23 protein-coding genes and 2 riboswitches are annotated in these 25,728 nt (G+C 68.9%); of the genes, 14 read left to right on the top strand and 9 right to left on the bottom strand.

Features of this window, described 5'->3' with window-relative positions; translation table 11 throughout:
• Nucleotides 1–419: 419 nt before the first annotated feature.
• Genes LDL28_RS10225 through ade form a run of 4 tightly spaced genes read right to left on the bottom strand, consistent with a single transcriptional unit; the run spans nt 420 to nt 4,601 of the window.
• On the bottom strand, nt 420–1,325 hold the full coding sequence (locus LDL28_RS10225; RefSeq protein WP_233058452.1) for a hypothetical protein: 906 nt from the start codon (nt 1,323–1,325) through the stop codon (nt 420–422).
• Complete coding sequence (locus tag LDL28_RS10220; RefSeq protein WP_233058451.1) at nt 1,322–2,026, bottom strand: hypothetical protein; 705 nt, start codon at nt 2,024–2,026, stop codon at nt 1,322–1,324. The genes LDL28_RS10225 and LDL28_RS10220 overlap by 4 nt, the downstream gene beginning before the upstream one ends.
• A complete protein-coding gene (locus LDL28_RS10215) occupies nt 2,019–2,885 on the bottom strand; it encodes a tyrosine-type recombinase/integrase (protein ID WP_233058450.1) in 867 nt (288 codons plus the stop codon). Before LDL28_RS10215 ends, LDL28_RS10220 begins: the two co-directional genes overlap by 8 nt.
• A gap of 15 nt (nt 2,886–2,900) precedes the next feature.
• Nucleotides 2,901–4,601, bottom strand: a complete 1,701-nt coding sequence (gene ade / locus LDL28_RS10210) for an adenine deaminase (RefSeq protein WP_233058449.1) — start codon at nt 4,599–4,601, stop codon at nt 2,901–2,903.
• A gap of 147 nt (nt 4,602–4,748) precedes the next feature.
• Nucleotides 4,749–4,896, top strand: a riboswitch (TPP riboswitch).
• Nucleotides 4,897–4,993: 97 nt separating this feature from the next.
• Between ade and thiC the strand changes: the two genes are divergently transcribed.
• Nucleotides 4,994–6,835, top strand: a complete 1,842-nt coding sequence (gene thiC / locus LDL28_RS10205; protein ID WP_233058448.1) for a phosphomethylpyrimidine synthase ThiC — start codon at nt 4,994–4,996, stop codon at nt 6,833–6,835.
• Between the two features lie 73 nt (nt 6,836–6,908).
• Here thiC and LDL28_RS10200 read toward each other — a convergent pair whose 3' ends face one another.
• Nucleotides 6,909–8,000 (bottom strand): branched-chain amino acid aminotransferase, encoded by a 1,092-nt coding sequence (locus LDL28_RS10200; protein WP_233058447.1) that lies wholly within the window; start codon nt 7,998–8,000, stop codon nt 6,909–6,911.
• Between the two features lie 141 nt (nt 8,001–8,141).
• A complete protein-coding gene (locus LDL28_RS10195) occupies nt 8,142–9,005 on the bottom strand; it encodes a nitroreductase family protein (protein WP_233058446.1) in 864 nt (287 codons plus the stop codon).
• A gap of 328 nt (nt 9,006–9,333) precedes the next feature.
• Between LDL28_RS10195 and LDL28_RS10190 the strand changes: the two genes are divergently transcribed.
• Nucleotides 9,334–10,314 (top strand): MDR family oxidoreductase, encoded by a 981-nt coding sequence (locus LDL28_RS10190; protein ID WP_233058445.1) that lies wholly within the window; start codon nt 9,334–9,336, stop codon nt 10,312–10,314.
• 92 nt (nt 10,315–10,406) lie between these two features.
• Here LDL28_RS10190 and LDL28_RS10185 read toward each other — a convergent pair whose 3' ends face one another.
• On the bottom strand, nt 10,407–10,631 hold the full coding sequence (locus LDL28_RS10185) for a CbtB domain-containing protein (protein ID WP_233058444.1): 225 nt from the start codon (nt 10,629–10,631) through the stop codon (nt 10,407–10,409).
• Nucleotides 10,632–10,803: 172 nt separating this feature from the next.
• On the opposite strand from LDL28_RS10185, the gene LDL28_RS10180 reads away from it, so the two are divergent.
• The 8 genes from LDL28_RS10180 to cobJ all read left to right on the top strand — a co-directional run bounded on the left by LDL28_RS10180 (nt 10,804) and on the right by cobJ (nt 20,003).
• A complete protein-coding gene (locus LDL28_RS10180) occupies nt 10,804–11,355 on the top strand; it encodes a histidine phosphatase family protein (protein ID WP_233059264.1) in 552 nt (183 codons plus the stop codon).
• An 18-nt stretch (nt 11,356–11,373) separates the two neighbouring features.
• Nucleotides 11,374–11,603: riboswitch (cobalamin riboswitch) on the top strand.
• Between the two features lie 161 nt (nt 11,604–11,764).
• The gene (locus LDL28_RS10175) at nt 11,765–12,175 is read left to right on the top strand and encodes a DUF1636 domain-containing protein (protein ID WP_233058443.1); all 411 of its coding nucleotides are present in this window, start codon (nt 11,765–11,767) and stop codon (nt 12,173–12,175) included.
• A gap of 5 nt (nt 12,176–12,180) precedes the next feature.
• Nucleotides 12,181–13,233 carry a cobalamin biosynthesis protein CobW gene (cobW, locus tag LDL28_RS10170; RefSeq protein ID WP_233058442.1) on the top strand — a complete coding sequence of 351 codons (1,053 nt, stop codon included), beginning with the start codon at nt 12,181–12,183 and terminating at the stop codon, nt 13,231–13,233.
• A gap of 36 nt (nt 13,234–13,269) precedes the next feature.
• Nucleotides 13,270–16,641, top strand: coding sequence for a cobaltochelatase subunit CobN (cobN, locus tag LDL28_RS10165; protein ID WP_233058441.1), 3,372 nt, complete (start codon nt 13,270–13,272; stop codon nt 16,639–16,641).
• Nucleotides 16,638–17,873, top strand: coding sequence for a precorrin-3B synthase (cobG, locus tag LDL28_RS10160; RefSeq protein ID WP_233058440.1), 1,236 nt, complete (start codon nt 16,638–16,640; stop codon nt 17,871–17,873). Before cobN ends, cobG begins: the two co-directional genes overlap by 4 nt.
• Nucleotides 17,870–18,511, top strand: coding sequence for a precorrin-8X methylmutase (locus tag LDL28_RS10155; protein ID WP_233058439.1), 642 nt, complete (start codon nt 17,870–17,872; stop codon nt 18,509–18,511). The genes cobG and LDL28_RS10155 overlap by 4 nt, the downstream gene beginning before the upstream one ends.
• Nucleotides 18,508–19,233: a precorrin-2 C(20)-methyltransferase gene (locus LDL28_RS10150; RefSeq protein WP_233058438.1), complete on the top strand. Its 726-nt coding sequence runs from the start codon at nt 18,508–18,510 to the stop codon at nt 19,231–19,233. Before LDL28_RS10155 ends, LDL28_RS10150 begins: the two co-directional genes overlap by 4 nt.
• Complete coding sequence (cobJ, locus tag LDL28_RS10145) at nt 19,230–20,003, top strand: precorrin-3B C(17)-methyltransferase (protein ID WP_233058437.1); 774 nt, start codon at nt 19,230–19,232, stop codon at nt 20,001–20,003. Before LDL28_RS10150 ends, cobJ begins: the two co-directional genes overlap by 4 nt.
• On the opposite strand, the gene LDL28_RS10140 is transcribed toward cobJ, so the two are convergent.
• Nucleotides 19,967–20,737 carry a cobalt-precorrin-6A reductase gene (locus tag LDL28_RS10140; RefSeq protein WP_233058436.1) on the bottom strand — a complete coding sequence of 257 codons (771 nt, stop codon included), beginning with the start codon at nt 20,735–20,737 and terminating at the stop codon, nt 19,967–19,969. The two genes, cobJ and LDL28_RS10140, sit on opposite strands and share 37 nt — an antisense overlap.
• 32 nt (nt 20,738–20,769) lie before the next feature.
• On the opposite strand from LDL28_RS10140, the gene cbiE reads away from it, so the two are divergent.
• Genes cbiE through cobM form a run of 3 tightly spaced genes read left to right on the top strand, consistent with a single transcriptional unit; the run spans nt 20,770 to nt 23,140 of the window.
• Nucleotides 20,770–22,020: a precorrin-6y C5,15-methyltransferase (decarboxylating) subunit CbiE gene (gene cbiE / locus LDL28_RS10135; RefSeq protein WP_233058435.1), complete on the top strand. Its 1,251-nt coding sequence runs from the start codon at nt 20,770–20,772 to the stop codon at nt 22,018–22,020.
• Complete coding sequence (locus LDL28_RS10130; protein ID WP_233058434.1) at nt 22,017–22,391, top strand: cobalamin biosynthesis protein; 375 nt, start codon at nt 22,017–22,019, stop codon at nt 22,389–22,391. The genes cbiE and LDL28_RS10130 overlap by 4 nt, the downstream gene beginning before the upstream one ends.
• On the top strand, nt 22,388–23,140 hold the full coding sequence (gene cobM, locus LDL28_RS10125) for a precorrin-4 C(11)-methyltransferase (protein ID WP_233058433.1): 753 nt from the start codon (nt 22,388–22,390) through the stop codon (nt 23,138–23,140). The genes LDL28_RS10130 and cobM overlap by 4 nt, the downstream gene beginning before the upstream one ends.
• A gap of 24 nt (nt 23,141–23,164) precedes the next feature.
• Here the strand turns inward: cobM and LDL28_RS10120 are convergent, their stop codons facing one another.
• Entirely contained in the window at nt 23,165–24,256 is a 1,092-nt protein-coding gene (locus LDL28_RS10120; RefSeq protein ID WP_233058432.1) for a cobalt-precorrin-5B (C(1))-methyltransferase, read from the bottom strand.
• Nucleotides 24,257–24,324: 68 nt separating this feature from the next.
• Between LDL28_RS10120 and LDL28_RS10115 the strand changes: the two genes are divergently transcribed.
• Nucleotides 24,325–25,644, top strand: coding sequence for a cobyrinate a,c-diamide synthase (locus LDL28_RS10115; protein ID WP_233058431.1), 1,320 nt, complete (start codon nt 24,325–24,327; stop codon nt 25,642–25,644).
• Nucleotides 25,645–25,728 lie beyond the last annotated feature (84 nt).

Here is a 25,728-nt window from a genome sequence, read left to right as displayed (position 1 = left end):
CTGGCGGAACAGGAGAACACGACCACAGCGCTCTCTGGCCGTGCATATTTCGGTGCGTATGCACCGAATTTACACTGCCATAACAGACCAAGCCATTCATTCATCACGTTTTATCCATAAACATTATTAACACCTCGAAATCAACCCCGATTTTATGCGAAACGGCTGATGTGAACAGCCTGCCACGCGGATCATGCGACCGAGATGAAAAGCAGCCTGCGGGACGCCTGCTTTCCCGCTGCCCGTCAGGTTACTAAAAAAAAGTTTCGTCCAGCTTGATCAAAAAAAAATCCTAGTCAAGCAAAGTGTTAAAAAAAACAGGTAAAAAAATCCGAGACCGTTCCCCACCCTATCCCAAGTCCAAAATTATGTTGTCATACAGATATGAAATGGCTGCGCGGAAATACAGTTGAGACAGCTCACGCCCCCTGCCGTCCCTGTTTCCGGCCGTCCCTGTCCGCCCCGTCCGCCGCCGCGCCATCGGGCACGCGGCTGAACTCCGGCAGGGTTTCGGGCGCGTGCTGGTAGGCATGGGCCTCGCCCTGCTTAACCATTTCCAGACAGGCAACGAACGTACTGCTCCATGCCGAACGCTGCTGGGCCGAACGCCGCTGGTCCGAATGCCGCTGGTCCGAATGCCGCTGGTCTGCGGACAGACTGTCTTCACGCATCTCCCGCATGGCCTCGGGCAGCATACGCGCCAGCGGCACCCGCCCCGTCTCGCGCACCAGACAGGCGCGGACACGCTGGCGGGCATCTTCGACCGAAAACAGGTCAAGCTGCACGGGCGCGTAAAACGGCGCGTCCACCGCCATGATGCCCCAGTTGCCATCAAACACCGCAAGGCAGCCCCACAGAAATTCGATGCGGTCCACTTCCCATTGCGCGGCGTCATCATCATCCACGGTGGCCGCGCCGCCAAAGGCATGAACATCGCGCCCAAGCTGCTCACGGGCCGCAAGCCAGCCCGCCAGGCGCGACGCCCCTTCCGCCGCCAGCAGGCGCGCGCGCAGGTCGGCCGCTTCCTGTGCCGCATGCTGCTGGCGGGGATCATCCGCGGGCAGCATGAGGCGCGAACGCAGCAGGAGCAGGCCGGACGCCATGACCGCCCACTGCGCCTTGAGGCCAAGCGGAAGGGCGGCCCGCTCCCGCGCGGCCTGCGCAAGCTGGTCGATCAGGGCGACAATATCCAGCCGGGCCAGGTCGATCTCACGCGCATGCGCCAGTTGCAGCAGGTGCGACAGGCCACCCTGATAGGCATCCAGTACGATGACCGGCTCACCGTCAGGCAGAACGCCATCAAAAAGCGCGAGTTGCCCCGTCATGCCAGTGAACGTTCCGTCAGGCGGAACGCCAGCGTGGGATAATGCTCCTCCAGCCGGCGGATGACGGGATCGGGCGCGCCATTGCGGGTGAAAAAACCGTAAACGATGGCCCGGTGCCCGCGCGGCAGGCGGCGACCAGCCTTGAGGCCGGGCAGGATACGCACCTGCACCGGCGCTTCCACCATGCCCCAGTTCGCCCGCAGCCAGGCCCGCGCATCGGGGTGCGTCGCGCCAAGTGACACGATCCTGTCCGGCACGGGTACGAGACGATGAAAATCCAGCGGGCAGGAATCACCCGCCCGCAGGGTCAGGCGGGCATGGCGCGCCTCCGCCGCCGCACGGAACTGGCGCGCGAGGATACGGCAGCCTTCCACCGACAGGCCCCGCGCCCCGCGCCCGGAACCATGGGGACCGATGGCCAGGGCAAAGACATCTTCCTCGACCCGTTCGGCATCGAAAGGCCACGGGATCAGCCCCGGGCCTGCAGCCTGCGCCACGAAATCATCCATCGCCGCATCCGGCCCGTACACCAGCAGGCGCCATGACTGCCATGCGGCAGGTTCGGACGGGCTGGGCCAGGCCGAAAGCGGCCGCCGCCCACGCCGCCCCGGCGCGCGGCGTGGGGGGGAGGCGGGTGCTTCCTCCGCCCGCGCGGGGGTGGGAAACAGGTCCGCCCAGGGAAGGCGCAGGTTTTCACTCATCGGCAAGCTGGCGTTCATACGGACGCAGGGCGCGCGGATCACGGTAGCGCGTATGGCGGCACAGCGCGTCCATCTCCATCCCCCGCCGTAACGCATCCATTATATAGCCCGACCGCAGGGCATGGGCGCTGAGCCGCGCGACGGTATCAGGCGGCACCTCGGCCATAAGGGCGCGGCGTTGCAGGATACGGGTCACGGCATAGGGCGTAAGCGCGCGGCCTCCCACACGATCACCCCGGGAAATACCGCGAAACAGCGGCCCTGTCAGCCGGTGCGCGACCTGCTGCCAGGCGGCGAAGGCGGCGGCGGGACATAAGGCCCGGTCCTGCGGCAGGGGCAGGATGACGGGCTGCTCACCCCCTTCCTCGCGTACGTCCAGCACGACCGCGGCCGGTTCGATACGCACATCCTCGACCTGCAGGCCCACCAGTTCCGACCGGCGTAGCGCGCCGGCAAAACCGAACAGCAGCAGGCAGCGGTCGCGCAGGCCACGGGCACCTTCCTCACACCGCGCGACCATGGCGCGCAGCATGTCTGGCGTTACGATCCCGGGTGGAAGGGCGGGAGAACGGACCTGTTCCACCATTGCGGCCAGTGCGTTACGGATGCGCGTATCACGCACGTCCCATGCCACGTCGTTAAAACGGTGCATCTTGCCAATGGCGGCAAGGCGGCGGCGGATGGTGGCGGGGGCGAATTCCGTCAGGCTACGCAGGTAGCTGGCGACCACCTCCGGTCGCGCGGGGATGGGGGAGACCGCCTGGTCCGCGCACCAGCGCGTGAAATGCACCCAGTCCGCGCGATAGGCGCGCAGCGTGGCCGTGGCCTCACGCACGGGCGGGTCAGCCAGGGTCGTCACCTGCGCAGCCCCGTGTCAGACCAGTTCCATCCGGTTGACATCCACCATGCCGAAATCCGTGATCTTGAGATGCGGGATAACCGGCAACGGCAGGAAGGCAAGCTGGAGGAACGGTTCATCCAATGTGCAGCCCAAGGTCCGCGCGGCGGCGCGCAGCACTTCAAGCTGGTTACGCACGGTCTCGAACGGAGCGTCGCTCATAAGGCCCGCCACCGGCAGCGGCATGTCGGCCACGACCCTGCCGTCACGCACCACCACAAAACCGCCGCCGGTCTTTTCCAGGTGGTTGACGGCGGTGGCCATGTCCACGTCATTCATGCCGACCACACATATGTTATGGCTGTCATGCCCGACGGAGGACGCGAGCGCCCCCCCGGACAGGCCAAATCCCTTCACGAAGCCACGGCCGATATTGTCGTTATGCCCATGGCGCGCCACCACGCAGATGCGCGCGATATCCTGCGCCGGATCCGGCTGCACCATGCCGTCGCGCACCGGCAGGTCGGCATGCAGGAACGGGGTGATGATCTGGCCCGGCACAAGGCCGATCACCGGGCGCTGTGTGCCGCTGCCCGCCATGGCCATGTCCTGGGGCGTCACCGGCGCGGGCAGGCTTATGCTGTCGATGCCGACGGCGGGAATGGTCTCGCGCGCGGCGAACAGCGCGTCATTCACCAGCCGCCCGGCGCTGATCACATCCGACACCCGGCATTCGCGCAGGTCATCAAGCAGGACGATATCCGCCCGCCGCCCCGGCGCGATCAGCCCACGGTCACGCAGGCCAAAGGCGTTCGCGGCGCTGAGTGTCGCGCTGCGATAGGCGGCCAGCGGCTCCACCCCCAGTGAAATGGCAAGGCGGATCAGGTAATCCAGATGCCCTTCATGCGCGATTTCCAGCGGGTTGCGATCATCGGTGCAGAACGCGAAGAACGGGGACGTGACCGGAGTGAGCAGCGGCGCCAGCGCGCGCAGGTCCTTGCACACCGACCCTTCGCGGATCAGGACCATCATGCCCTTGCGCACTTTTTCCAGCGCCTCATCCGCCGCCGTCGCCTCATGGTCGGTCGTGATCCCGGCGGACAGGTAGCCATTGAGCCTGCGCCCGCGCAGCAGCGGGGCATGTCCGTCGATATGCCCCCCGGCGAAGGCTTCCAGCTTTTCCATGCAGACCGGATCACAGTTCAGCACGCCGGGAATGTTCATGAACTCGGCCAGGCCAATGACCTTGGGGTGGTCCCGATAGGCCAGCAGGTCCGCCGCCCCCAGCGTGGCGCCCGATGTTTCCAGCGCGGTGGACGGCACGCAGCTTGCCAGGTTGACGCGCAGGTCCATGACCGTGCGCAGTGCCGCCTCGGTAAAGTAATCAAGGGCGGGGCGCCCCAGCACGTTCGCCATTTCGTGCGGGTCGCAGATGGCGGTGGTCACGCCATGGGGCAGCACGCAGCGATCGAATTCGAATGGTGTGATGAGCGAGGATTCGACATGCAGGTGCGTGTCGATAAATCCCGGCACGGCGATGCGGCCATGCCCCTCGATCACGTTCACGCCTTCATAACTGTCCAGCGTGCCGACGATGGTGTCCCCGCATAGGGCGATGTCCGTTGGCAGGAGCGTCCCGGTCACAAGATCGAACAGGCGAACGTTACGGATGACCGTATCCGCCGGCGTGCGCCCGCTGCCCTGTGCAATCCGGTCTGAAATCGCGCTGCCTGTCATACTGTCGTGCTTCCCCGAAAAAGATGTTGTCGGCCCGTAGTCTATCACAACGCGGCCACTGGCAAATCAGCACACGAATTCTTTTTCACGCCCCGATGCCCATACATTCGTAACATCATTGACAAAAACAGCGGGATTCATGATTCTGAAACGACCAAGGGGAGTCCTGAAAAAGGGCTGAGATACCGCTGGCGTAACCTGGTTTACGCATGTGGAGACCCTTCCGGGCGCATGGTGCGCTCCGGGGAACCTGATCCGGCTCATACCGGCGGAGGGACTGGTGCGGACAATCGGCATGTAACTGTTCCCCCTGCGGGGCAGGTCAAGCGCGCAAGGCCGCGCGGCCCGGTTTTCTCCCACCCCCTGTCGGAGAGAAAACAAGGAGCACTGCCATGACCTCCGTCGCTGCGCCTTCCTCTCCCGACCATGTCACGACCGGCCCCATCCTGGGGTCCGTCAAGATCTGGTCATCACCCGAAGGCCACGCCCATATCCGCGTGCCATTTCGTGAAATCGCGCTGGAACCCAGCGCCAACGAACCCCCGGTGCGCGTGTACGACACCTCCGGCCCCTATACCGATACGCGCGTGACTATCGACGTGCGCCGGGGCCTCGAACCCGTGCGCGCGCCATGGATCGCCGCGCGCGACCTGCCCGCCATCACCCCGCGCGCCGTCCGCCCCGAAGATAACGGCTTCGCGCAGGGGGAACATCTCGTCCCCGCCTGCCCCGCGCCGCACACGGTGCATGAAGGCCGGCCGGGCCAGATGGTCACGCAGTATGAATTCGCCCGCGCGGGAATCATTACCGAGGAAATGATCTACGCCGCCCACCGCGAGAACCTTGGCCGCGCCACCATGGTCGAGGGCGCGGAGGAACGCCGCGCCGATGGCGAGGATTTCGGCGCCGACATTCCCGCCTTCGTCACCCCCGAATTCGTGCGTTCCGAAATCGCGGCGGGCCGCGCCATCCTGCCCGCCAACATCAACCACCCCGAACTTGAGCCCATGGTGATCGGGCGCAATTTCCTGGTGAAGGTGAACGCCAATATCGGCAATTCGGCCGTCACCTCATCGGTGGCGGAGGAAGTGGAGAAAATGGTCTGGTCCATCCGCTGGGGCGCGGATACGGTGATGGACCTGTCCACCGGGCGCAACATCCACAATATCCGCGACTGGATCATGCGCAACGCCCCGGTGCCCATCGGCACGGTGCCGCTGTACCAGGCGCTGGAAAAGGTGGGCGGCGTGCCCGAAGACCTGACATGGGAAATCTTCCGCGACACGCTGATCGAACAGGCCGAACAGGGGGTGGACTATTTCACCATCCATGCCGGTGTGCGCCTGCGCCATGTGCCGCTGACCGCCAGGCGCGTCACCGGCATCGTCTCGCGCGGCGGGTCGATCATGGCCGGGTGGTGCCTGCACCATCACCGCGAGAGCTTCCTGTACGAGCATTTCGAGGAGATATGCGACATCATGCGCCGTTATGATGTCGCCTTCTCGCTGGGGGACGGGCTGCGCCCCGGCTCCATTGCCGATGCGAATGACGCCGCCCAGTTCGCGGAGCTGGAAACGCTGGGTGAACTGACCAAGATCGCATGGGCCAAGGGCTGCCAGGTCATGATCGAGGGGCCGGGCCATGTGCCCATGCACAAGATCAAGGTCAATGTGGAAAAGCAGTTGCGCGAATGTGGCGAAGCGCCCTTCTACACGCTTGGCCCGCTCACGACCGACATCGCGCCGGGTTACGACCACATCACATCGGGCATAGGCGCGGCCATGATCGGCTGGTTCGGCACGGCCATGCTGTGTTACGTCACGCCCAAGGAACATCTGGGCCTGCCGGACCGCAATGACGTGAAGGTGGGTGTCGTCACCTACCGCATCGCCGCCCACGCCGCCGACCTGGCCAAGGGGCACCCGGCCGCGCGCATCCGCGACGACGCGATCAGCCGCGCGCGGTTCGATTTCCGCTGGAACGACCAGTTCAAGCTGTCACTCGACCCGGATACCGCGTGTACCTACCATGATGAGACCCTGCCGCGCGAAGCCCATAAGAACGCGCATTTCTGTTCCATGTGCGGGCCGAAATTCTGCTCCATGCGCATAAGCCACGACCTGCGGGCCAATGCCGAGCGCGAGGCCGGTCTGGAACAGAAAAAGGAGGAATTCCGCAATAGCGGCAACCGCCTCTATGTGCCGGTGGAAGACGCCGTGACACCGGCGGAATGACACCCGGCGCCCCGCATGCGGCGAATATCTGTCGCACCGCATGCGGGGGGCGGCATTTCGTGCAATTTACAGCTCAGAGAACCTTTTCCACCCAGCCATGCGGGTCGGGGGCCGTGCCGCGCTGGATGCCGATCAGGGCGTTACGCAGCTTTTCGGTAACGGGGCCGATGCCCGCGCCAGCGCCAATCACGGCTTCCCCCTTACGCCCCCGGAAACGCCCGATGGGCGAGACCACCGCCGCCGTGCCGCAGGCGAACACTTCCTTCAGGCGGCCCGACGCGGCATCGGCGTAAAGCTGGTCGATGGCGTAGCGTTCCTCACGCACGTCCAGGCCCATGCCGCGCGCCAGCGTCAGCAGCGAATCACGCGTGATGCCGCGCAGGATCGTGCCGGTCAGCGGCGGGGTGGCGATGGAGCCGTCATCGAACACGAAGAACACGTTCATGCCGCCCATTTCCTCGATCCAGCGGCGCTCGACCGCATCAAGGAACAGCACCTGCGCGCAGCCATGCCCCTTGGCTTCCTGCTGGGCCAGAAGGCTGGCGGCGTAATTGCCGCCGCATTTGGCCTCACCCGTGCCGCCGGGGGCGGCGCGGCAGAAGTCGGACACCCACACGCTGACCGCCTCTTCCCCGAAATAGGCCCCCACGGGCGAGGCAATGACCATGAACAGGTACTGCGAGGCGGGCTTTACACCCAGGAACGTCTCATTCGCGATCATGTAGGGACGGATGTACAGGCTCTCATCGGGGTTGCCGGGCACCCATGCGGCGTCGATACGCACAAGCTGGCGCACCGCCTCGACAAAAAGATCCTCGGGCACCTGCGCCATGGCCAGCCGTTCGGCCGATTTGCGAAAGCGCGCCGCATTGGCGTAGGGGCGGAACAGGGTGATGTGTCCCTCCGCCGTGCGGTAGGCTTTCATCCCCTCGAAAATTTCCTGCGCGTAATGCAGCACCGCCGCCGCCGGATCCAGTGACAGCGGCGCATAGGGCTGCACGCGGGCGTCATGCCACCCCTTGCCTTCCTCATAACGGATAACGACCATGTTATCGGTAAAGACACGCCCAAAACCGGGATTGGCCAGAATCTCCGCCCGGCGCTGCGGCGGGACCGGCGAAGTGCTGGGGGAGAGCGTGAAGGGAAGGGTCGTGGCGCTGTCCATAGCCGTTATTTCTCTTTCATCGTGGCGCTGGCGCGATACACAGAGCGCGCTCCTGCCCGCCATCACGCGCGGGCAGCGCTAGCAGAAGTTCACCAGAACATTCCGCCGGTCAACCCCGCCAGCAGCACAGGACCCCTGCTTTCATTCCTGACCCAGCACAAAACCGAGGCTTCGCAGGGTGCGGGGCAGGTGCTCACGGCCATGAAGCGCCGCGACATCCCCCATCCGGGCCAGCACGCTCTCGCTCCAGTCACGCGCGGGCAGGCCCTGGCTGACACGGGCGGCGTGCAGCCGCCCGTCATAGGCGGCGATGGTGGCGGGGTCGTTCGCGGCGGCGGCGTCATAACGTTCGGCATGCAGGACGGCGGGCTGCGGCAGGCGCGGCCTGATGGCGGTGGGGTGCTTGCGGTCCGGGTAGCCGACGCTCATGCCCGATATGGCCACCGTGCGCGGCGGCAGGCCCAGTTCGGCGGCGAAGGCCTCCGGCTGGTTGCGCACGGCGCCCACGTACACGGTGCCCAGCCCGTAGGATTCAAACGTGGCCGCCGCGTTCTGCGCCGCCAGCGCCGTATCCATCACGCTGGCCACGAACGTATCCAGGCAGTCCAGCCCCGGCAGTTCCCGGCCCCGCGCCTGCCCCACATGCTCCAGCCGCGACAGGTCGGCAATCCATACAAGGAACAGCGGCGCCTGCGTGATGAAGTCCTGCTCCCCCGCCAGCTTCGCAAGCCGCGCGCGGCGGGCGGCGTCATGCACGGCAATGACGCTCCATGCCTGCAGGTTGCACGATGTCGCGGCCGACTGCGCGGCGGCCACGGCGGCTTCCAGCACGCCATCGGGCAAGGGGGTGGGGCTGAAGCGGCGCACGGAGCGGTGCATCATGAGGCTGCGCGCCACCGGGCTTTCGGGCAGGGGGGTGGCGGGCGGCGGCGTGCCGTAGCGGGCCTGCCAGAGCGCATTCATGGATGAAAGAGCCGAGAACGAAGATACTCTAACGTCGGACATCGGATGCCTCCTGCCTGTACAGATCGTGGCTGAATAATCAGCACACCACACCGCCCGGCCCCGGAGAAGCGTGCGAAAATCACACCAGCCCTGCGCATTCCCCCATCGGGGAGGGACGTGGTCACGATCGCCCGCGCGCCCCGCGGGCGGACCGGGTGGTCTTTAAAAAATTCCTTCTGTCATCACGATTTTTCGCAATCCTTTCCTTTCACGTTCCTGCGAAGGGCGGTGGCTTTGAATAGGCAAGCCTGCCTGAATACTGCATGAAAGGCACGGCCCTGCCGGCCCCGACCCACACCCGTACACACGACCGAGGAAGCCCACCCCCATGTTCAAGGCCCTGATGATCACCCGCACCACCGATACGCCCACGACGCGGCTGGAACAGGTTGACCCCACGGCCCTGCCGGAGGGTGACGTGACGGTGGCCGTCGATCATTCCTGCCTCAATTACAAGGATGCGCTGGCCATTACCCGGGGCGTGCCGGTGGTCCGGCGGTTTCCCATGATACCGGGCATCGACCTGGCCGGTCGCGTCAGCGCATCGAGCGATCCCCTCTACCGCGTGGGGGACCGGGTCATCGCCACCGGCTGGGGGCTGGGGGAAAGCCACTGGGGCGGCCTGTCACAGGTGGCGCGGCTGCCGGGACGGTGGCTCCTGCCGCAACCCGCCGGCCTGTCCTCGCGCCAGGTGATGGGAATCGGCACGGCGGGCCTGACGGCCATGCTGTGCATCATGGCTCTGGAGGAAGGGGGCCTGACCCCCGCCAGTGGCCCGGTTATCGTGACCGGCGCGGGCGGGGGGGTTGGCGGCATGGCCATCATGCTGCTGGCGCGGCTGGGGTTTCAGGTCGTGGCGGTGACGGGTCGCCCGCAGCTTCATGCCTATCTGACCAGCCTGGGCGCCAGCGAAATCCTGCCGCGTGAGGCGCTGGCCCCTACCGGAAAGCCGCTGGAACGCACACGCTGGGCGGGGGGCATCGATGTGGTGGGGGGGACTGCGCTGGCCAGCATGTGCGCGTCCATCCAGTACGGCGGCACGGTGGCGGCGTGCGGGCTGGCGGCGGACATGGCGCTGCCGCTTACGGTGGCGCCCTTTATCCTGCGCAACGTGCGCCTGCAGGGAATCGACAGCGTGATGTGCCCCCGCCCCCGGCGCATGACGGCATGGGCGCGGCTTGCGCGCGACATCGACCCCACGCTGCTGGACAGCATGCTGCATGACGTGACGCTGGCCGACGCCATCGGGCTGGCGCCCCGCATTCTGGCCGGTCATGTCCGTGGCCGCGCCGTGGTTGACGTGGCCTGAACGAAAAACGGCATTTCCCACCGGAAATGCCGTTCAGTAATCAGGGCGGCGCATGGGGCGCTGGGGCCCCGCGCCCTACCGGCCCGCGCGGATCAGTGGCAGGGGAAGCCCAGCAGGTGGCGGCCGTCATGCACGAATTCATGCACGTAATGGCCCGATACGAGCGAGGTCGCCCCCTGTTCGGCCCCGACGAAGTAAAGCAGCAGCGAGGCCAGAACCAGCCCGAACACACCCCACGGCAGCAGGTCGCGAACCGGGATGGAAACCTGCGGTGCGGCGATGCGACCGGCGGACAGGGCGGATGTATCTTGGCTCATACTGGAAAACTCCATGGATCAGGCACGACCCGGAGCAGTATGCATGGACCATGGCATGGCGTGCCACACCCGTCCATAACCGGATCTGGCGTCATGTTTCCAATAATCAGCCTGGAAGGTCAATCGTCACATTGCGGACCTCACCCTTTCCCCACACGCGGGGCGCCTGTTGATGCACCAGATCCTGACCTGCCTTGCCCTGCCCGCGCCCGACTGCCTGCGCCGGGGTATCTTCCCCGATGGGACGTCCCCCGGCCTGGGGGCGGATGTTCCGGCCCACCTGCCCGATGCCGACCTGACATTGCTGCCTATCGAGTCGTGGCCGCCCGAATCGCCCCCCCACGGCATGACCGGCCCGTTCCACCCTGCCCCCGCCCTACGCGCGGCCGCCATGGGGGAATGGCGGGGCCGCGCGCTTCGTGACCTGCCCGCCGCCGATCTGGCGCGCTGGGTTTCCGACCCCGACTTCGCGCCGCCCGGCGGGGAAAGCCGGACGGAACTCCTGCACCGCGTGGCGGTGTGGCTGGCGGCACTTCCCCCCACCCCGCCCCGCCTGAGCGCGCTGGCCGACGCCACGGTGGTCAGGGCCATCGTGGTCGCGGCCCTTGGCGGTACGGCCCGCATGCTGTCGCATCTGGATATCGCGCCCCGCAGCCGCACGGTGCTGACACGCCACGCGACGTGGCGCGTGGCCATGACCGGCGCGCCGCCGGACGGTCTTTGACAGGGGGGCGCACAATCGTCTAAATCCGCGCCTGATGGTTCCCTTCACCGGGAGAATAGGGAAGACGGTGCGCCCACGGGCAAGGCCGTCACTGCCCCCGCAACTGTAGGTGGCTGTTTTCCGGCCCGCCCCGCCACGGGGCTGGTAGTGTCACTGGTCCCGGATCCCGGGGCCGGGAAGGCCGCCGGAATGAGGGGTTCACCCCTGCGCCACAAGTCAGGAGACCTGCCATCAGGCGCCGCGCCATACCATCATGGCCGGGCCGGAACCGAATCTGATCGCATGGCTGGCGGGGTGCCCGGCACGCGATGGGCCACCCGCCGTTCCCGCGCGGCGTGGCGCCGTGTCACCATGCACCCCGCCTTGTATGGCTGCCTGCGCGCAGCAATGCCGCGAAAGGGCATGGAGCATGAGCACACCCACGCAACAGCCGCCAGCGCAACGGCCACCGGACGTGTCACCCGTGCATGTGCATGTCTGCGTGACCTGCCGCCGTGGCCTGCCCGCGTCGGACAGCCCGCAGGGCCGCCAGTTGCACGATGCGCTGGCCGCGCTGGCTACCGGCAACCCGGAAATCGTGGTGCATGCGGTCAACTGCCTGGCCATGTGTGACAGCGGTTGTGCCGCCGTGGTCGCCACGCCAGGCAAATGGGGCTGGCTGCTGGCGGGTCTCGGCCCGGAGAAGGCGGCGGACCTGCTTACCTACATCGCCGCCTACGCCACGTCACGCAGTGGTACCGTCATGCCCTCGCGCCGCCCGGCCAGCCTGTCGGACATGGTGCGCGGACGCTTTCCCGCTTCCCTTTTTTCTGGAGCCTGATCGCCATGAACACTTCCGCCACGGCGCGCGCCAAGGTGCCCGTTACCGTCATCACCGGCTTTCTGGGCGCGGGCAAGACCACGCTGCTGCGCCATGTGCTGGCCAATGCCCGGGGCAGGCGCATCGCCATTGTCGTGAACGAATTCGGCACGCTGGGCATTGATGGCGACACGCTGCGCGCCTGTGGCATCGAAGGCTGCGGTGATGACGATATTGTCGAACTGACCAATGGCTGCCTGTGCTGCACCGTGGCGGACGACTTCCTGCCCACCATGGAAGCCCTGCTCGACCGCCCGACCCCACCCGACCATATCGTGATCGAGACATCGGGGCTGGCGCTGCCCAAGCCGCTGCTCAAGGCGTTCGGCTGGCCCACCATCCGCACCCGCATGACGGTGGATGGCGTGGTGACGGTGGTGGACGGTCCCGCCGTGGCCGGTGGCCGCTTTGCCGATGACCCGGCGGAGGTCGCGCGCCAGCAGGCGGCGGATCCCTCCCTCGACCACGACAACCCGCTGGCCGAAGTGTATGAGGACCAACTTCTGTGCGCCGACCTGATCGTGCTGAACAAGTCGGACCTGCTGACCCCCGCGCAGGCCGACACGGTGGAGACCGCCATCCGCGCCGAGGTGCCGCGCGCCGTCAAGATCGTGCGCGCGACCGACGGGCAGGTGGATCCGGCCATCCTGCTCGGCCTTGACGCGGCGGCGGAAGATGACCTGGCCGCGCGCCCTTCCCACCATGATGCGGAAGGCGGCGAACATGAACATGATGATTTTGAAAGCTTCGTCCTTCCCCTTCCCGAACAGGACAGCGTGGAGGGCTTCATCGACCGCCTGAAGGCGCTGGCCGAACAGCACGACATCCTGCGCATGAAGGGGTACGCCACCGTGCGCGGCAAGCCGATGCGGCTGGCGGTACAGGGCGTGGGCAGCCGCTTCCGCCACCAGTTCGACCGTCCCCTCGCCAAGGATGCGCCGCGCACGGGCGACCTGGTGGTGATCGGGTGCAAGGGCATGGACCACGCCGCCATTGCGGCCGCGCTGGCGCAGGCGTAAAGCGCGGGGAAGCGGCAGCGAAACGGGGTAGCCACCATGCATCTGCTGGCACGTGAGGTGCGCACGCTGGATGACGGCGATCAGGCGGAAGATCTGGGGCATGCCCCGGCGGATATCGTGTTCCTGTCCTTTTCGGACAGCGACCTGCTGTGCCTGAACGCCGCGCATGGGGCACAGGCCGCCCCCGGCGCGAGCCTGCGCACCGCCAGCCTGTCGCGACTGCTGCATCCCATGTCCATCGACCTGTACGTAGCCGGCACCATCATGGAATCGCGCTGCGTGGTGGTCCGGCTGCTCGGGGGGGTGGAATACTGGCGCTACGGGGCGGAGGAACTGGCCCGCGCCTGCCGGGAGGCCGGGATTGCGCTGGCCTTCGTCGCCGGTGACGGGCGTGACGACCCCCGCCTTGCCCGGCTGTCCACCGTGGCGGACGACCTGCTCGCCCGGCTTGAGCGCCTGCTGCGCACGGGCGGGAGTGCGAACATGGCCACCGCCCTGCGGCTCATGGCGCATCTGGCCGGGCGCGGGGCGGATGACGGCGTCCAGCCCGTGGAACTTCCCGCGGCGGACCTGCTGCACGCGGCGGACCCCGCCCTGCCCCTGCGCGCGATGGTGGTGTTCTACCGCGCGCACCTGCTGGCCGGTGACATCGCCCCCATTACGGCGCTGGCCACCGGACTGGCGCGCCAGGGCATCGGGGCGGACCTGCTTTATGTCACGTCGCTCAAGGATCCGGCTTCGGCCCGGGTGGTGACGGCGCGGATCGCGCAGGCCCCGCCCGATGTCATCGTCAACGCCACCTTCTTTTCCACGCAAGGCGGGCCGGACAGCCATTCCCCGCTCGATCTGGCGGGGGTGCCCGTGTTGCAGGCGCAGCAGCCCGGCATCGCCCACGCGACATGGCGCGACAGCACGCGCGGACTGTCGCAGGCGGATCTGGCGATGCAGGTGGTGCTGCCCGAACTCGATGGCCGCATTCCCGCCTGCCCCATCTCCTTCAAGGAGGAAACGGCCCCCGACCTGCCGCCCCGCCATGCGCCCTACGCCCCCGGCATAGAACTGACCTGCGCCCGCGCGGCGGGATGGGCGCGGCTGGGGCATACCGCGCCCGCCGCGCGGCGGGTCGGCATCATCCTGTCCGACTATCCCGGCGCGCAGGGCGTGCCCACCGGGCAGGCCGCCCATGCCGTGGGGCTGGACAGTTTCGCAAGCCTTGAACACATCCTCCACCTGCTGCGCGGGGCGGGGTACGACACGGGTGCGTCCCCCCTCCCCAACGCGGAACAGCTTGCCCATGCACTGGTCCGCGCGCCCGCGCGCCCCTTCGTGTCCGTGGCCACCTATCGCCAGTGGCTGGACGCGCTGCCCACGCACCTGCGGGATGCACTGGCCGCCTGCTGGGGCGCGCCGGAAGACGACCCAGCATGCATGGGCGGCCAGTTCCACCTGCGCCACCTGCGGGCGGGGCATGTCCTGATGGCGCTCCAGCCCGACCGTGGCGCAACCGGCGACCGCCATGCCGGGTACCATGATCCCGACACCCCACCCCGGCATGCCTATGTCGCCTTCTACCTGTGGTTGCGCCATGACGCCGGTCTGCACGCCATGGTACATCTGGGCACACATGGCACGCTGGAATGGCTGCCCGGCAAGGCGGCGGCCCCCTCCGCCACATGCTGGCCATCGGTTCTGGTGGGCGGGCTGCCGGTGATCTACCCGTTTATCGTCAACAATCCCGGTGAGGCCTGCGCAGCGCGGCGCAGGCTGGGGGCGGTCACCATCGGCCACATGACGCCCCCCATCGTGCCCGCCGGGACATCCGGGGCGGATACGGGCGAACTGGAACGCCTGATTGATGAATATGCCGCCGCCGACGGCCTGGACCGCAGGCGCGGGGCGATCCTGCGCGGCGAGATCCTGCAACGCGCCGACAGTATCGGCCTGCTGGGCGAAAGCGGCATGACCCGCACCGATGACGAGGACGAGGCCCTCGCCCGGCTCGATGCCTATCTGTGTGATGTCAAGGATCTGCAGATCCGCGACGGGCTGCATGTGTTTGGCCACCCGCCCCCGCGCGCGGGCGAACTGGCGCGGGCCATCGCGCGCTCGTGCGGCGGCGTCGCGCCCGACGCGATCGCCACCCGCCTGCATGAATGCGGCGGGGCGGAACGCCATGCGCTGCTCGCGGCCCTTGATGGCCGGTTCATTCCCGCGGGTCCGGCGGGCGCGCCCACGCGCGGCCGCGCCGACGTGCTGCCCACCGGGCGCAACCTGTACGCCACGGATCCGCGCGCCATTCCCACCCGTTCGGCGCTGGTACTGGCCGAACGCACGGCGGCCGTGCTGCTGGAGGGGCATCTGCAGGATCAGGGCGAGCCGCTGCGCAGCCTTGTCATCGACCTGTGGGGATCGGCCAGCCTGCGCACGGGGGGCGAGGATCTGGCCCTGGCCCTGCTGCTCATGGGGGTGCGCCCGGTATGGGATGGCGCATCGGGCCGGGTCAGCGGCATCACGATCATTCCCATGGCCGAGCTGGGCCGCCCGCGCGTGGATGTGACGCTGCGCCTGTCCGGCCTGTTCCGTGATGCATTCCCCGGCCAGATCGCCCTGTTCGAACAGGCGGTGCAGGCCGTGGCCGAACGTGATTTCGAAGCGCCCGACCTCAACCCGCTGGCCGCCAGCACCGCCGGGCTACAGGCCGAAGCCCGCCGCGCCGCGACCGCGCGCATGTTTGGCGCGGCCCCCGGCGCCTACGGCACCGGCGTGGAAGACCCGCTGGCCAGTGGCGCGTGGCGCACGCCCGCCGAACTGGGGCAGGCATGGCTGGACGGTTCGGCATGGACCTATGGCGGCGGGCGCGAAGGCGGGCAGGACGCGCAGGCGCTGGCCCAGCGCATGGCGCAGGCCGGCGTGCTGCTGCATGTGCAGGACCATGCCGAAACCGATATTCTCGAAAGCGCCGACATGGCCACGCATGAAGGCGGCATGGCGGCGGCGGCGGACATGCTGGGCAATGCGCCCCGCCTGCTGCATGGCGATACTTCCCGCCCCGAAACCCCGCGCCTGCGCGCCACGGCGCAGGAAGTGGCCCGGGTGGTGCGCGGGCGGCTGGCCAACCCGGCATGGCTTGCGGGCATGCGCCGCCACGGCTATCGCGGCACGGCCGAGATCGCGCGCGGCATGGCGGCGCTGCATGGCTTTGCCGCGACCGTGCCCGCGCGCTTCGACCGGCAGTTCGACCTGACCTTCGCCGCCCTGCTTGATGACCCGGAAATGGATGCCTTCATGCGCGAAACCAATCCCGACGCCCACGCCGCCATCCGCCGCCTGCTGGCCGACGCCATGCGGCGCGACCTGTGGCGGCCGCGCAGCAACAGCGCCGCCCTGCTGCTTGACCCCGCGCCATGACCGTACCCCCCGGCATACGCGGCTGGTGCCCCGGCCTGCACACCCCCATGGAGGCCGCCGATGGCTGGCTGGTGCGCGTGCGCCCGCCGCTGGGCCGCCTGTCCACCGCGCAGGCCCGCCACATCGCACGGGCGGCCCGCCAGTATGGCAACGGGCTGATCGAACTGACCAGCCGGGGCAACCTGCAACTGCGCGGCCTGACCCCCGACAGCGCGCGCGCCTTCGCCCGCGACATGGGCAATGCCGGGCTGGCCAGCGCAGATGCCGCGACCGAGGCGCGGCGTGGCCTGCTGCTCTCCCCTCTGGCCGGGATCGACCCACAGGCCGCGCCGGACGCGCCAGATGTCATCCGCGCGCTGGATGCCGCCCTTGCCGGCGCCGATACGTTACGCGGCCTGCCCGCCAAGTTCCTGATCGCGGTCGATTGCGGCGGGTATGTCCCGGCGGGCACGCTGCGGGCGGATATCGTGGCGCGGGCCGAGGGCGGCGGCTGGCTGGTGGCGTGTGGGGATCGGGCCTGTTCCTGCGCGGGCGCGGAAGTCGCCGCCATCGTCCTGTCGCTGGCCCATGCGCTCGCGGCCATGGAACCCCCGGCGCGCACCGTGCGCGATCCGGCGCGGGCACGCGCGGCCTTCGCCCGCGCCGGGCTGCTGGACGCCACCCGTCCCGCCCCGGCCACAGGCCCGCATGCGCCCCCGCTGGCCGGTCCCCTGCCCGGCCACGCCATGGGCGCGGTCCTGCCCCCCGGCCCGATCGACGCCAGCGTGCTCGAAGCCGTGGCGCGATGGGCCGACAGCGCGGGCAACGGGCATATGCGCATCGGCCCGTGGCGCACGGTCGTGCTGGAAGACTGCGCGGCCCCACCCCCCGTTGACGCCCTCATCACCCGCGCGGACGACCCGCGCCTGCGCGTATGGGCGTGCATCGGCGCGCGGGGCTGCGCATGCGCCGCACGCGACGTGGTGGCGGACGCGATGGATCTGGCGCCCGACCTGCCCGATGGGGTCAGCCTGCATGTTTCGGGCTGCACCAAGGGATGCGCCCACCCGGCGCGCGCCGACATCACGCTGGTGGCGCAGGCGCAGGGCTATGCCCTGTGCCCGCATGGCCGGGCGGACGATACGCCTGTAGACATCGGGCTTTCACTGGCACAGATACATCCGATCGTGCGGGGCTGGACCCCGCAGCATCAGGACACCACGCCACGGAACGGGAGAACTGGACCGGCATGACCGCGCAAACGGAACCGTACGACTACATCCATGACGGGGCGGCGATCTATGCCCGTTCCTTCGCCATTATCCGCGCCGAAGCCGATCTGGACGGACTGAGCGCCGAGGAAGCGCGCGTGGTCGTACGCATCATCCATGCCTGCGGCATGGTGGATGTGACGAAGGCCATCCACATGTCGCCCGATTTCGTCACCAGCGCGCGCGCCGCCCTTGTGGCCGGGCGGCCGGTGCTGTGCGATGCGAACATGGTCGCCCATGGCGTCACCCGCGCGCGCCTGCCTGCCGACAACCCGGTCATCTGCACCCTGCGCGACCCGCGCACGCCCGACATCGCCAGGGTAATCGGCAATACCCGTTCGGCGGCGGCCATGGATCTGTGGGGCGATGATCTGGCGGGGGCGGTCGTCGCCATCGGCAACGCGCCCACGGCGCTGTTCCACCTGCTGGAACTGATCCGCGCGGGCGCGCCGCGCCCGGCGGCGGTGATCGGCATGCCGGTGGGCTTCGTGGGGGCTGCTGAATCCAAGGAAGCACTTGCCGCGTTCGGTGACCTGCCCTTCATCATTGTGCGGGGGCGGCTGGGGGGCAGCGCCATGGCGGCGGCCACCGTCAACGCGCTGGCGAGCGAGGCGGAATGACACCCGGCCACCTGTCCATCCTCGGCATGGGGCCGGGGGATCCCGAACTCATGACCGTAAAGGCCGCGCGCCTGCTGCGTGAAGCGACGGTGGCGGCGTGGTTCTGCCGCCACGACCGGCCCGGCCATGCCCGCCAGATCGCGGGGGACATGCTCTCCCCCCACGCGGTGGGGCTGCGCTTCGCCTATCCGTTCACCACGGAAGTCCCGCTATGCGATCCCGCCTATCTGGTCCGCATGGCCGCGTTTTACGACGAGTGCGCCGAACATGTCGCAACCCATCTGCTGGCCGGGCGGGATGTCGCCCTGCTGTGCGAGGGGGATCCGTTCCTGTTCGGCTCGGCCATGTATGTTTTCGACCGCCTGCACCCGCGTTTCACCTGCACGGTGGTACCGGGCATTACCGCCATGGCGGGCTGCTGGTCCGCCGCGCAGCGCCCCATGGTGCATGGGGATGACGTGCTGAGCGTCATTCCCGGCACGCTGGATGAGGACACCCTGACCACACGGCTGGAGCAGGCGGATGCCGCCGTCATCATGAAGCTGGGCCGCAACCTTGAAAAAGTGCGCACCGCCCTGCGCCGTGCCGGGCGCGAGGAGCGGGCGATCTATGTCGAACGCGCGACACAGCCGCAGCAGCGCTGCATGAAGCTGACGGACATGAAGGGGCCAGCCCCCTATTTCTCCATCATCCTCGTCCCCGGCCGGGAGGCGGCACGATGACCGCCGGCACGGGCCGTATCTTCATCGTCGGGCTTGGCCCCGGCAACGTGGACCAGTTGACCCCGCAGGCCGCCATGGCGCTGGCGCAGGCGACCGACCTGATCGGTTACGCCCCCTATGTCGCCCGTGTCGAGGCGGGTCCGGACGTGGTGCGCCATGCCAGTGACAACCGCGTGGAGATCGAGCGCGCCCGCCATGCGGTGGAACTGGCGCTGGCGGGGCGGAGCGTGGCGGTCGTATCCGGCGGGGACGCGGGCGTATTCGGCATGGCCAGCGCGGTGTTCGAGGCGATTGACCATGGCCCCGCCGCATGGCGCGAAGTGGATGTCACGGTCATTCCCGGCGTTTCCGCCGTGCTGGCCGCCGCCGCCCGTCTGGGCGCGCCGCTGGGGGGGGATTTCTGCGTCATTTCCCTGTCCGACAACCTCAAGCCGCGTGAAGTGGTCCATCGCAGGCTGGCGGCCGCGGCACGGGCGGGGCTGGTGATCGCGCTGTACAACCCGCGTTCGAAAGCGCGCCCGGACCAGTTGGGGGAAGCCTTCGACCTGTTGCGCACCATCCTGCCCGGCACGGTGCCGGTCGCCTTCGCCCGCGCCATCGGGCGGGTGGATGAGCGGGTCATCCTGACCGACATCACCCATGCCGACCCCGAACAGGTGGATATGAGCACGCTGGTTCTGATCGGCTGCCCGCTGACCCATGTCATCACCCGGGCGGATGGGGAAAAATGGCTTTACACTTCCCGCCGGGTGGATGCCCCGTGCGCGTAAAGCCGCTCCAGCCACGCCATGGCGGCCAGCGCGTCGGGCACCACGGCGGCGGGTGCGACCGGGGGGCGGGCCACCATGATCACCTCCACCCCCAGCGCGCGGGCTGCGGCCAGCTTGCCCGCTGTTGCGGTGCCGCCGGAATTCTTGGTCACGATCACCCCGATCCGCCCGGTGCGCAGCAGGGTTTCCTCCGCTGCCGCGTCAAAGGGGCCGCGCGCCTGCACCACCCGCGCGCCGGGCGGCAGCAGGCTGGCGTCGGGCCGGTCCACGCTGCGCAGCAGCCAGTCATGTGGCCCCGCATCCCGGAACGGCAGCAGATCCTTGCGCCCCACCGTCAGCAGCACGCGGCGCGGGGTCGTGCCCAGCGCGCGGGCCGCGGCCGCCATGTCGGGCACGATGGTCCAGCGGTCGCCCGCCACCGGCGTCCAGCCCGGGCGCTCCACCCGCAGCAGGCAGACACCCGCCTGCGCGCAGGCCTGTACCGCATTGCCGCTCATCTGTACGGCGAAGGGATGCGTCGCGTCCACCACGGCGTCGATGCGGTGCGCCACCAGCCACGCCCGCAGGCCCTCCACGCCGCCAAACCCGCCGATGCGGACCTCCAGCGCGGGCAGGACCGGCGCGCGCGTGGCCCCGGCCAGCGAGACCGTGACTTCAAAGCGCGCCATCTGCCCTTCCAGCAGGCCGTACAGCATGCGGGCCTCCGTCGTGCCGCCCAGAACGAGAACCCGCATCCCTTCCCCTTTTCCCTGCCGGTGGTCGGCGCATGAATGCGCCATGGCTGCATGTTATCGGCATTGGGGAAGACGGTGTCGAGGGGTTGCCCGCCGCCACGCGCGCCCTGATCGGGGCGGCGGCGCTTGTGGTGGGGGGCGCGCGCCATCTCGCGCTGGCTGCGCCGCTGATCACGGGCCGCACGCTGGCGTGGCCGCACCCGTTTGCCGATGGCGTGCGGGAACTGCTGGGCTGGCGCGGTCGGCCGGTCTGCGTACTGGCGTCGGGGGATCCGTTCGTGTTCGGGGTCGGGGCCACGCTGCGCCGCCACCTGCCCATGGAGGAAATGTCCTGCCTGCCCGCCCCCTCCGCCATGGCGCGGGCGTGCAACCTGCTGGGATGGGCGGAGCAGGATGTCAGCCTCCATTCCCTGTGCGGCCGCCCAATGGAAGCCGTGGCCCCCGCCCTGCAACCCGGGAGCAGGCTGGTTGTCCTGTCCGCCGATGAAGGGACGCCGCAAGCCTTCGCGCGCTGGCTGCTGGGGCGTGGTTTCGGGGCGTCCGTCATGCATGTGCTCGGCGCGCTGGGCGGGCCGGGGCAGACCCGCCACACCACAACGGTCGCGCGGATGGCGGAAGACGACGCTCCGCTCCCGCCCCGGCTCAACCTCATGGCGCTGGAGATCGTGGCGGACCGTGACGCACTGGTCATCCCGCTGGCCTGTGGCCTGCCCGACGGGCTGTTCGCCCATGACGGGCAGATCACCAAGCGCGAAATCCGCGCCGCCACCCTGTCCGCCCTGGCCCCGCGCCGGGGGGAGATGCTGTGGGATATTGGGGGCGGTTCCGGCTCCATCGGCATTGAATGGATGCTGCGCCACCCCGCCAACCGCGCCATCGCCATTGAAAAATCCGCCACGCGCGGCGCGCGGATCGCCCATAACGCCCTCAACCTCGGGGTGCCGGCCCTGCGGGTCGTGGCTGGCAGCGCGCCCGACATCCTGCGCCAGATGCTGGCCGATGGATTGCCCCCGCCCGACGCCGTTTTCATTGGTGGTGGCGTGAGCAATCCCGGCATGCTCGATGCGGCATGGCAGGTGCTGCCCGCCCATGGGCGGCTGGTCGCCAATGCCGTCACGCTGGAAAGCGAGGCGGCGGTCATGGCCGCGCACGCGAAATGGGGCGGCACGCTGACCCGCATGCAGGTGGAGCATCTGGAGCCGATCGGGCGTTTTCACGCCTTCCGCCCCGGCATGGGGGTCACCACCTACGCCGTCCACCGGGCCGGGGGCGCGCGGCCATGATCGTGGCCGGGCTGGGCCTGCGCAGCGGGTGCGACATGCACGACATCATCGCCCTGCTCCGGGCCGTGCAGGCGCGCGCCGGACGGCAGGCGGATCTTGTGGCCGTGCCCGCCTTCCGCTACCGCGAGACCGGGTTGCAGGCGGCCATGGCCCATCTGGGCCTGAGGCTGCGCGCCGTCACGCCCGCCGAACTGCTGGCCGCCCAGCCGCGCTGCGTCACCCGTTCCGCGCGCGCGCAGGCGGCGGTGGGCGTGGCCTCGGTGGCGGAAGGCTGCGCGCTGGCGGCGGCGGGCGCGCATTCAGGACTGATCGTGCCGCGCATGACCGGCACCCACGCAACATGTGCCATGGCACAGGGAGATGACGCATGACCGTACACTTCATCGGCGCGGGCCCCGGCGCCGCCGACCTGCTGACCCTTCGCGGGCGCGACCTGCTGGCGCGGTGCCCGGTCTGCCTGTACGCGGGGTCGATCGTACCCGCCGAAATGCTGGAACACTGCCCCCCCGATGCCCGGCTGGTGGACACCGCGCCGCTTACGCTGGACCTGATCGAGCAGGAATACATCAGGGCCCACGCGGCGGGGCAGGACATCGCGCGCCTGCATTCGGGCGACCTGTCGGTTTACAGCGCGGTGGCCGAACAGATCCGCAGGCTGGACCGCCACGGCATTCCATGGACGATGACACCCGGCGTGCCCGCCTTCGCTGCCGCCGCCTCGGTGCTGGGGCGGGAGCTGACGGTGCCGGAAGTGGCGCAGAGCGTGGTGCTGACGCGGGTGAGCGGCCGGGCTTCCGCCATGCCGGAGCGTGAGAAGCTGGCCGCCTTCGGCGCGACCGGGGCCACGCTGGCCATCCATCTGGCCATTCATGTGCTGGACCGGATCGTAGCCGAACTCATCCCGCTTTACGGCGCGGACTGCCCGGTCGCCATCGTGGCACGCGCCACGTGGCCCGACCAGCTCGTGCTGCGCGGCACGCTGGCCACCATAGGCGACCAGCTTGCCCGCAACCCGGTGGAACGCACGGCGCTGGTGCTGGTCGGCCCCGCGCTGGGCACAGAGGATTTCCGTGAAAGCGCGCTGTATGACGCGGATTATCACCGTCGCTTCCGCTCCTGACCCCGGCACCCGGCCGCACAGCCCTCAGTCCGTGACGGGACAGGGGCCATGCCGGGCCACCAGCTTTCCCGCCCGGTCGAACAGCAGCACGTCCAGCAAGCAGTCAGCCCCCGCCAGCACAGCGCGCGCCTGTGCCCATGCGCCCCGCGCCACGGGCGGGCCCAGGTCAACCCCGGCCTGCCGGGCCAGCGCGAAGGCCGCCGCGACCGAATGGGCCTGCGCGACCTGCGCCGCCAGCGCCGCCGTGGCCCCCGCCATGCGCGCCAGATCGGCCAGACGCGCCATGTCGGCCTGCCCCCGGCGCGAATGCAGGTCCATGAACCCCTGCGCCAGCTTGGTCATCTTGGCCACGCCACCGGCCACCGTAACGCGCCCGACCGGGTGCGTGCGCAGGTATTTCAGCAGGCCGCCGGCAAAATCCCCCATTTCCAGCATGGCTTCCTGCGGCAGGCCATACAGCGCGCGCGCCGCCTGTTCCGACACATTGCCCGTTGACCCCACCACATGCCCCAGCCCCAGCGCGCGGGCCACGTCCACGCCGCGATGGATGCTGTCGATCCACGCGGCGCAGGAAAACGGCACCACGATGCCGGTGGTGCCCAGAATGGACAGCCCCCCCACGATGCCCAGCCGGCCATTAAGCGTATGGCGCGCCATTTCCTGCCCGCCCGCGATGGAAACCGTCACCTCCGCATCCGGCTCGTGCCCCGTCACCTCCCGCAGCGCCGCGCGGATCATGCGGCGGGGCACGGGATTGATCGCGGGCTCCCCCGGTGGCAGGGGCAGCCCCGGCAGCGTGATGGTGCCCACCCCCGCGCCCGCGCGGAAAATGACGCCGCTGCCCGGTGGGGCCGGGCGCACGTCCACGCGCACATGCGCGCCATGGGTCACGTCCGGGTCATCGCCCGCGTCCTTGACCACCGCCGCCCATGCGCTATCCCCCTCCTGGCCATGGGCGGCCAGCGCGAAGGCCACGCGCTGGCCACCCGGCAGGGTAATGGTGACGGGATCGGGAAACCCCAGCCCGCACAGGCTGCTCCATGCGGCGCGGGCGGCGGCGGTGGCGCAACTGCCGGTAGTCCAGCCCCGGCGCAGGCTGGTATGGGTATGCTCCATCTGAGAGGTCTTCTTTTCCAGCAGGGTAAGGAATGGCTCCGGTCGCCACCGGTTTAGCAGGAACGGACATGATGACACGAGGGCTGATGATCGCCGCACCCCGCTCGGGCAGCGGCAAGACCACGCTGACACTGGCCATTCTGGCCGCCCTGCGCCGCCGGGGCATTGCCGTGCGCGGGGCCAAGACCGGACCGGACTATATCGACCCCGCCTTTCATGAAGCCCTGACCGGCCACGCCAGCCCCAACCTTGATAGCTGGGCCATGTCGGCCCCCCTGCTGGACACCATCATGGCAGAGGCCGCCCATGGCTGTGACCTGCTGGTGACGGAAGCCTCCATGGGGCTGTTCGACGGGTTGCTGGGCCCGGAGAACGCGCGCGGCGCGCCATCGGACATTGCCGCGCGCTATGCGCTGCCCGTACTGCTGGTTGTGGACATTTCGGGGCAGGGCCAGTCGGCGGCGGCGGTGGCGCTGGGCTTTGCCCGGCTGAACCCGTCGGTGCGGATCGCGGGCGTGATCCTGAACCGTGTCGGCTCGCCCCGGCACGCCGCCATGGCGACACAGGCCATTACCGCCACCGGAATTCCGGTTGTGGGCGCGTTCGGGCGCGATGCGGGGCTTCAGATGCCCGAACGCCACCTGGGGCTGGTCCAGGCGCGCGAGCATGACGGGCTGGCCGCGCTGGCCGACCGGCTGGCCACGCAGGCCGAACGCGATCTGGATCTTGACGCCATCCTCGCCTGCGCCCGGGCGCCCGCCATCACGGCTACGCAGGCCGCAACGCCCGCCCTGCCCCCGCCGGGACAGCGGATCGCGGTGGCGAACGACGCGGCCTTTTCCTTTCTCTATGCCCATATCGTGGCGGGCTGGCGCGCGGCGGGCGCGGAACTCCACTCCTTTTCCCCGCTCGGTAACGAAGGCCCGGCGGAAGACTGCGATGCCTGCTGGCTGCCCGGCGGCTACCCCGAACTGCATGCGGGACGACTGGCGGCGGCGGCGCGTTTCCGCCACGCGCTGGTCAGCTTCGCGACCACCCGGCCGGTGCATGGGGAATGCGGGGGGTTCATGGTGCTGGGGGAAAGCCTGACGGATGCAGCGGGCCACACCCATCGCATGACCGGCCTGCTGGGCCATGCCACGTCCTTCGCCACACGCCGGATGAACCTTGGCTACCGCGCCGCCACCCTGCGCCATGACTGCGCCATAGGCCGCGCGGGCGCCACCCTGCGCGGGCATGAATTCCACTACGCCACCGTCACCGATCCAGGCAACGACACGCCCCTTGCGGACATGCGCGATGGATACGGGGCCGAACGCGGCGCGGGGGGCGCGCGGCGGGGGCATGTATCGGGCACGTTCTTCCATATATTATCCGCCCATCCATAACGGACAGTAACGGTCCTGCATGTGCGCTGAACATACCCGCCCCGGAAACAGTGCAGGCAAATGGATAAACATGATGGACAGCAC

It is taken from the genome of Komagataeibacter sp. FNDCR2 (assembly GCF_021295395.1).
Lineage (GTDB): Bacteria > Pseudomonadota > Alphaproteobacteria > Acetobacterales > Acetobacteraceae > Komagataeibacter.
The sequence above is the reverse complement of the archived record's forward strand: the minus strand, read 5'-3'. Positions and strand labels throughout refer to the sequence as shown.

Bases quoted from the DNA above. Each gene is read 5' to 3' on its own strand.
- LDL28_RS10225 (WP_233058452.1), bottom strand. From the start codon at position 1,325: ATGACGGGGCAACTCGCGCTTTTTGATGGCGTTCTGCCTGACGGTGAG.
- LDL28_RS10220 (WP_233058451.1), bottom strand. From the start codon at position 2,026: ATGAGTGAAAACCTGCGCCTTCCCTGGGCGGACCTGTTTCCCACCCCC.
- ade (WP_233058449.1), bottom strand. From the start codon at position 4,601: ATGACAGGCAGCGCGATTTCAGACCGGATTGCACAGGGCAGCGGGCGC.
- thiC (WP_233058448.1), top strand. From the start codon at position 4,994: ATGACCTCCGTCGCTGCGCCTTCCTCTCCCGACCATGTCACGACCGGC.
- LDL28_RS10200 (WP_233058447.1), bottom strand. From the start codon at position 8,000: ATGGACAGCGCCACGACCCTTCCCTTCACGCTCTCCCCCAGCACTTCG.
- LDL28_RS10195 (WP_233058446.1), bottom strand. From the start codon at position 9,005: ATGTCCGACGTTAGAGTATCTTCGTTCTCGGCTCTTTCATCCATGAAT.
- LDL28_RS10190 (WP_233058445.1), top strand. From the start codon at position 9,334: ATGTTCAAGGCCCTGATGATCACCCGCACCACCGATACGCCCACGACG.
- LDL28_RS10185 (WP_233058444.1), bottom strand. From the start codon at position 10,631: ATGAGCCAAGATACATCCGCCCTGTCCGCCGGTCGCATCGCCGCACCG.
- LDL28_RS10180 (WP_233059264.1), top strand. From the start codon at position 10,804: ATGCACCAGATCCTGACCTGCCTTGCCCTGCCCGCGCCCGACTGCCTG.
- LDL28_RS10175 (WP_233058443.1), top strand. From the start codon at position 11,765: ATGAGCACACCCACGCAACAGCCGCCAGCGCAACGGCCACCGGACGTG.
- cobW (WP_233058442.1), top strand. From the start codon at position 12,181: ATGAACACTTCCGCCACGGCGCGCGCCAAGGTGCCCGTTACCGTCATC.
- cobN (WP_233058441.1), top strand. From the start codon at position 13,270: ATGCATCTGCTGGCACGTGAGGTGCGCACGCTGGATGACGGCGATCAG.
- cobG (WP_233058440.1), top strand. From the start codon at position 16,638: ATGACCGTACCCCCCGGCATACGCGGCTGGTGCCCCGGCCTGCACACC.
- LDL28_RS10155 (WP_233058439.1), top strand. From the start codon at position 17,870: ATGACCGCGCAAACGGAACCGTACGACTACATCCATGACGGGGCGGCG.
- LDL28_RS10150 (WP_233058438.1), top strand. From the start codon at position 18,508: ATGACACCCGGCCACCTGTCCATCCTCGGCATGGGGCCGGGGGATCCC.
- cobJ (WP_233058437.1), top strand. From the start codon at position 19,230: ATGACCGCCGGCACGGGCCGTATCTTCATCGTCGGGCTTGGCCCCGGC.
- LDL28_RS10140 (WP_233058436.1), bottom strand. From the start codon at position 20,737: ATGCGGGTTCTCGTTCTGGGCGGCACGACGGAGGCCCGCATGCTGTAC.
- cbiE (WP_233058435.1), top strand. From the start codon at position 20,770: ATGAATGCGCCATGGCTGCATGTTATCGGCATTGGGGAAGACGGTGTC.
- LDL28_RS10130 (WP_233058434.1), top strand. From the start codon at position 22,017: ATGATCGTGGCCGGGCTGGGCCTGCGCAGCGGGTGCGACATGCACGAC.
- cobM (WP_233058433.1), top strand. From the start codon at position 22,388: ATGACCGTACACTTCATCGGCGCGGGCCCCGGCGCCGCCGACCTGCTG.
- LDL28_RS10120 (WP_233058432.1), bottom strand. From the start codon at position 24,256: ATGGAGCATACCCATACCAGCCTGCGCCGGGGCTGGACTACCGGCAGT.
- LDL28_RS10115 (WP_233058431.1), top strand. From the start codon at position 24,325: ATGATGACACGAGGGCTGATGATCGCCGCACCCCGCTCGGGCAGCGGC.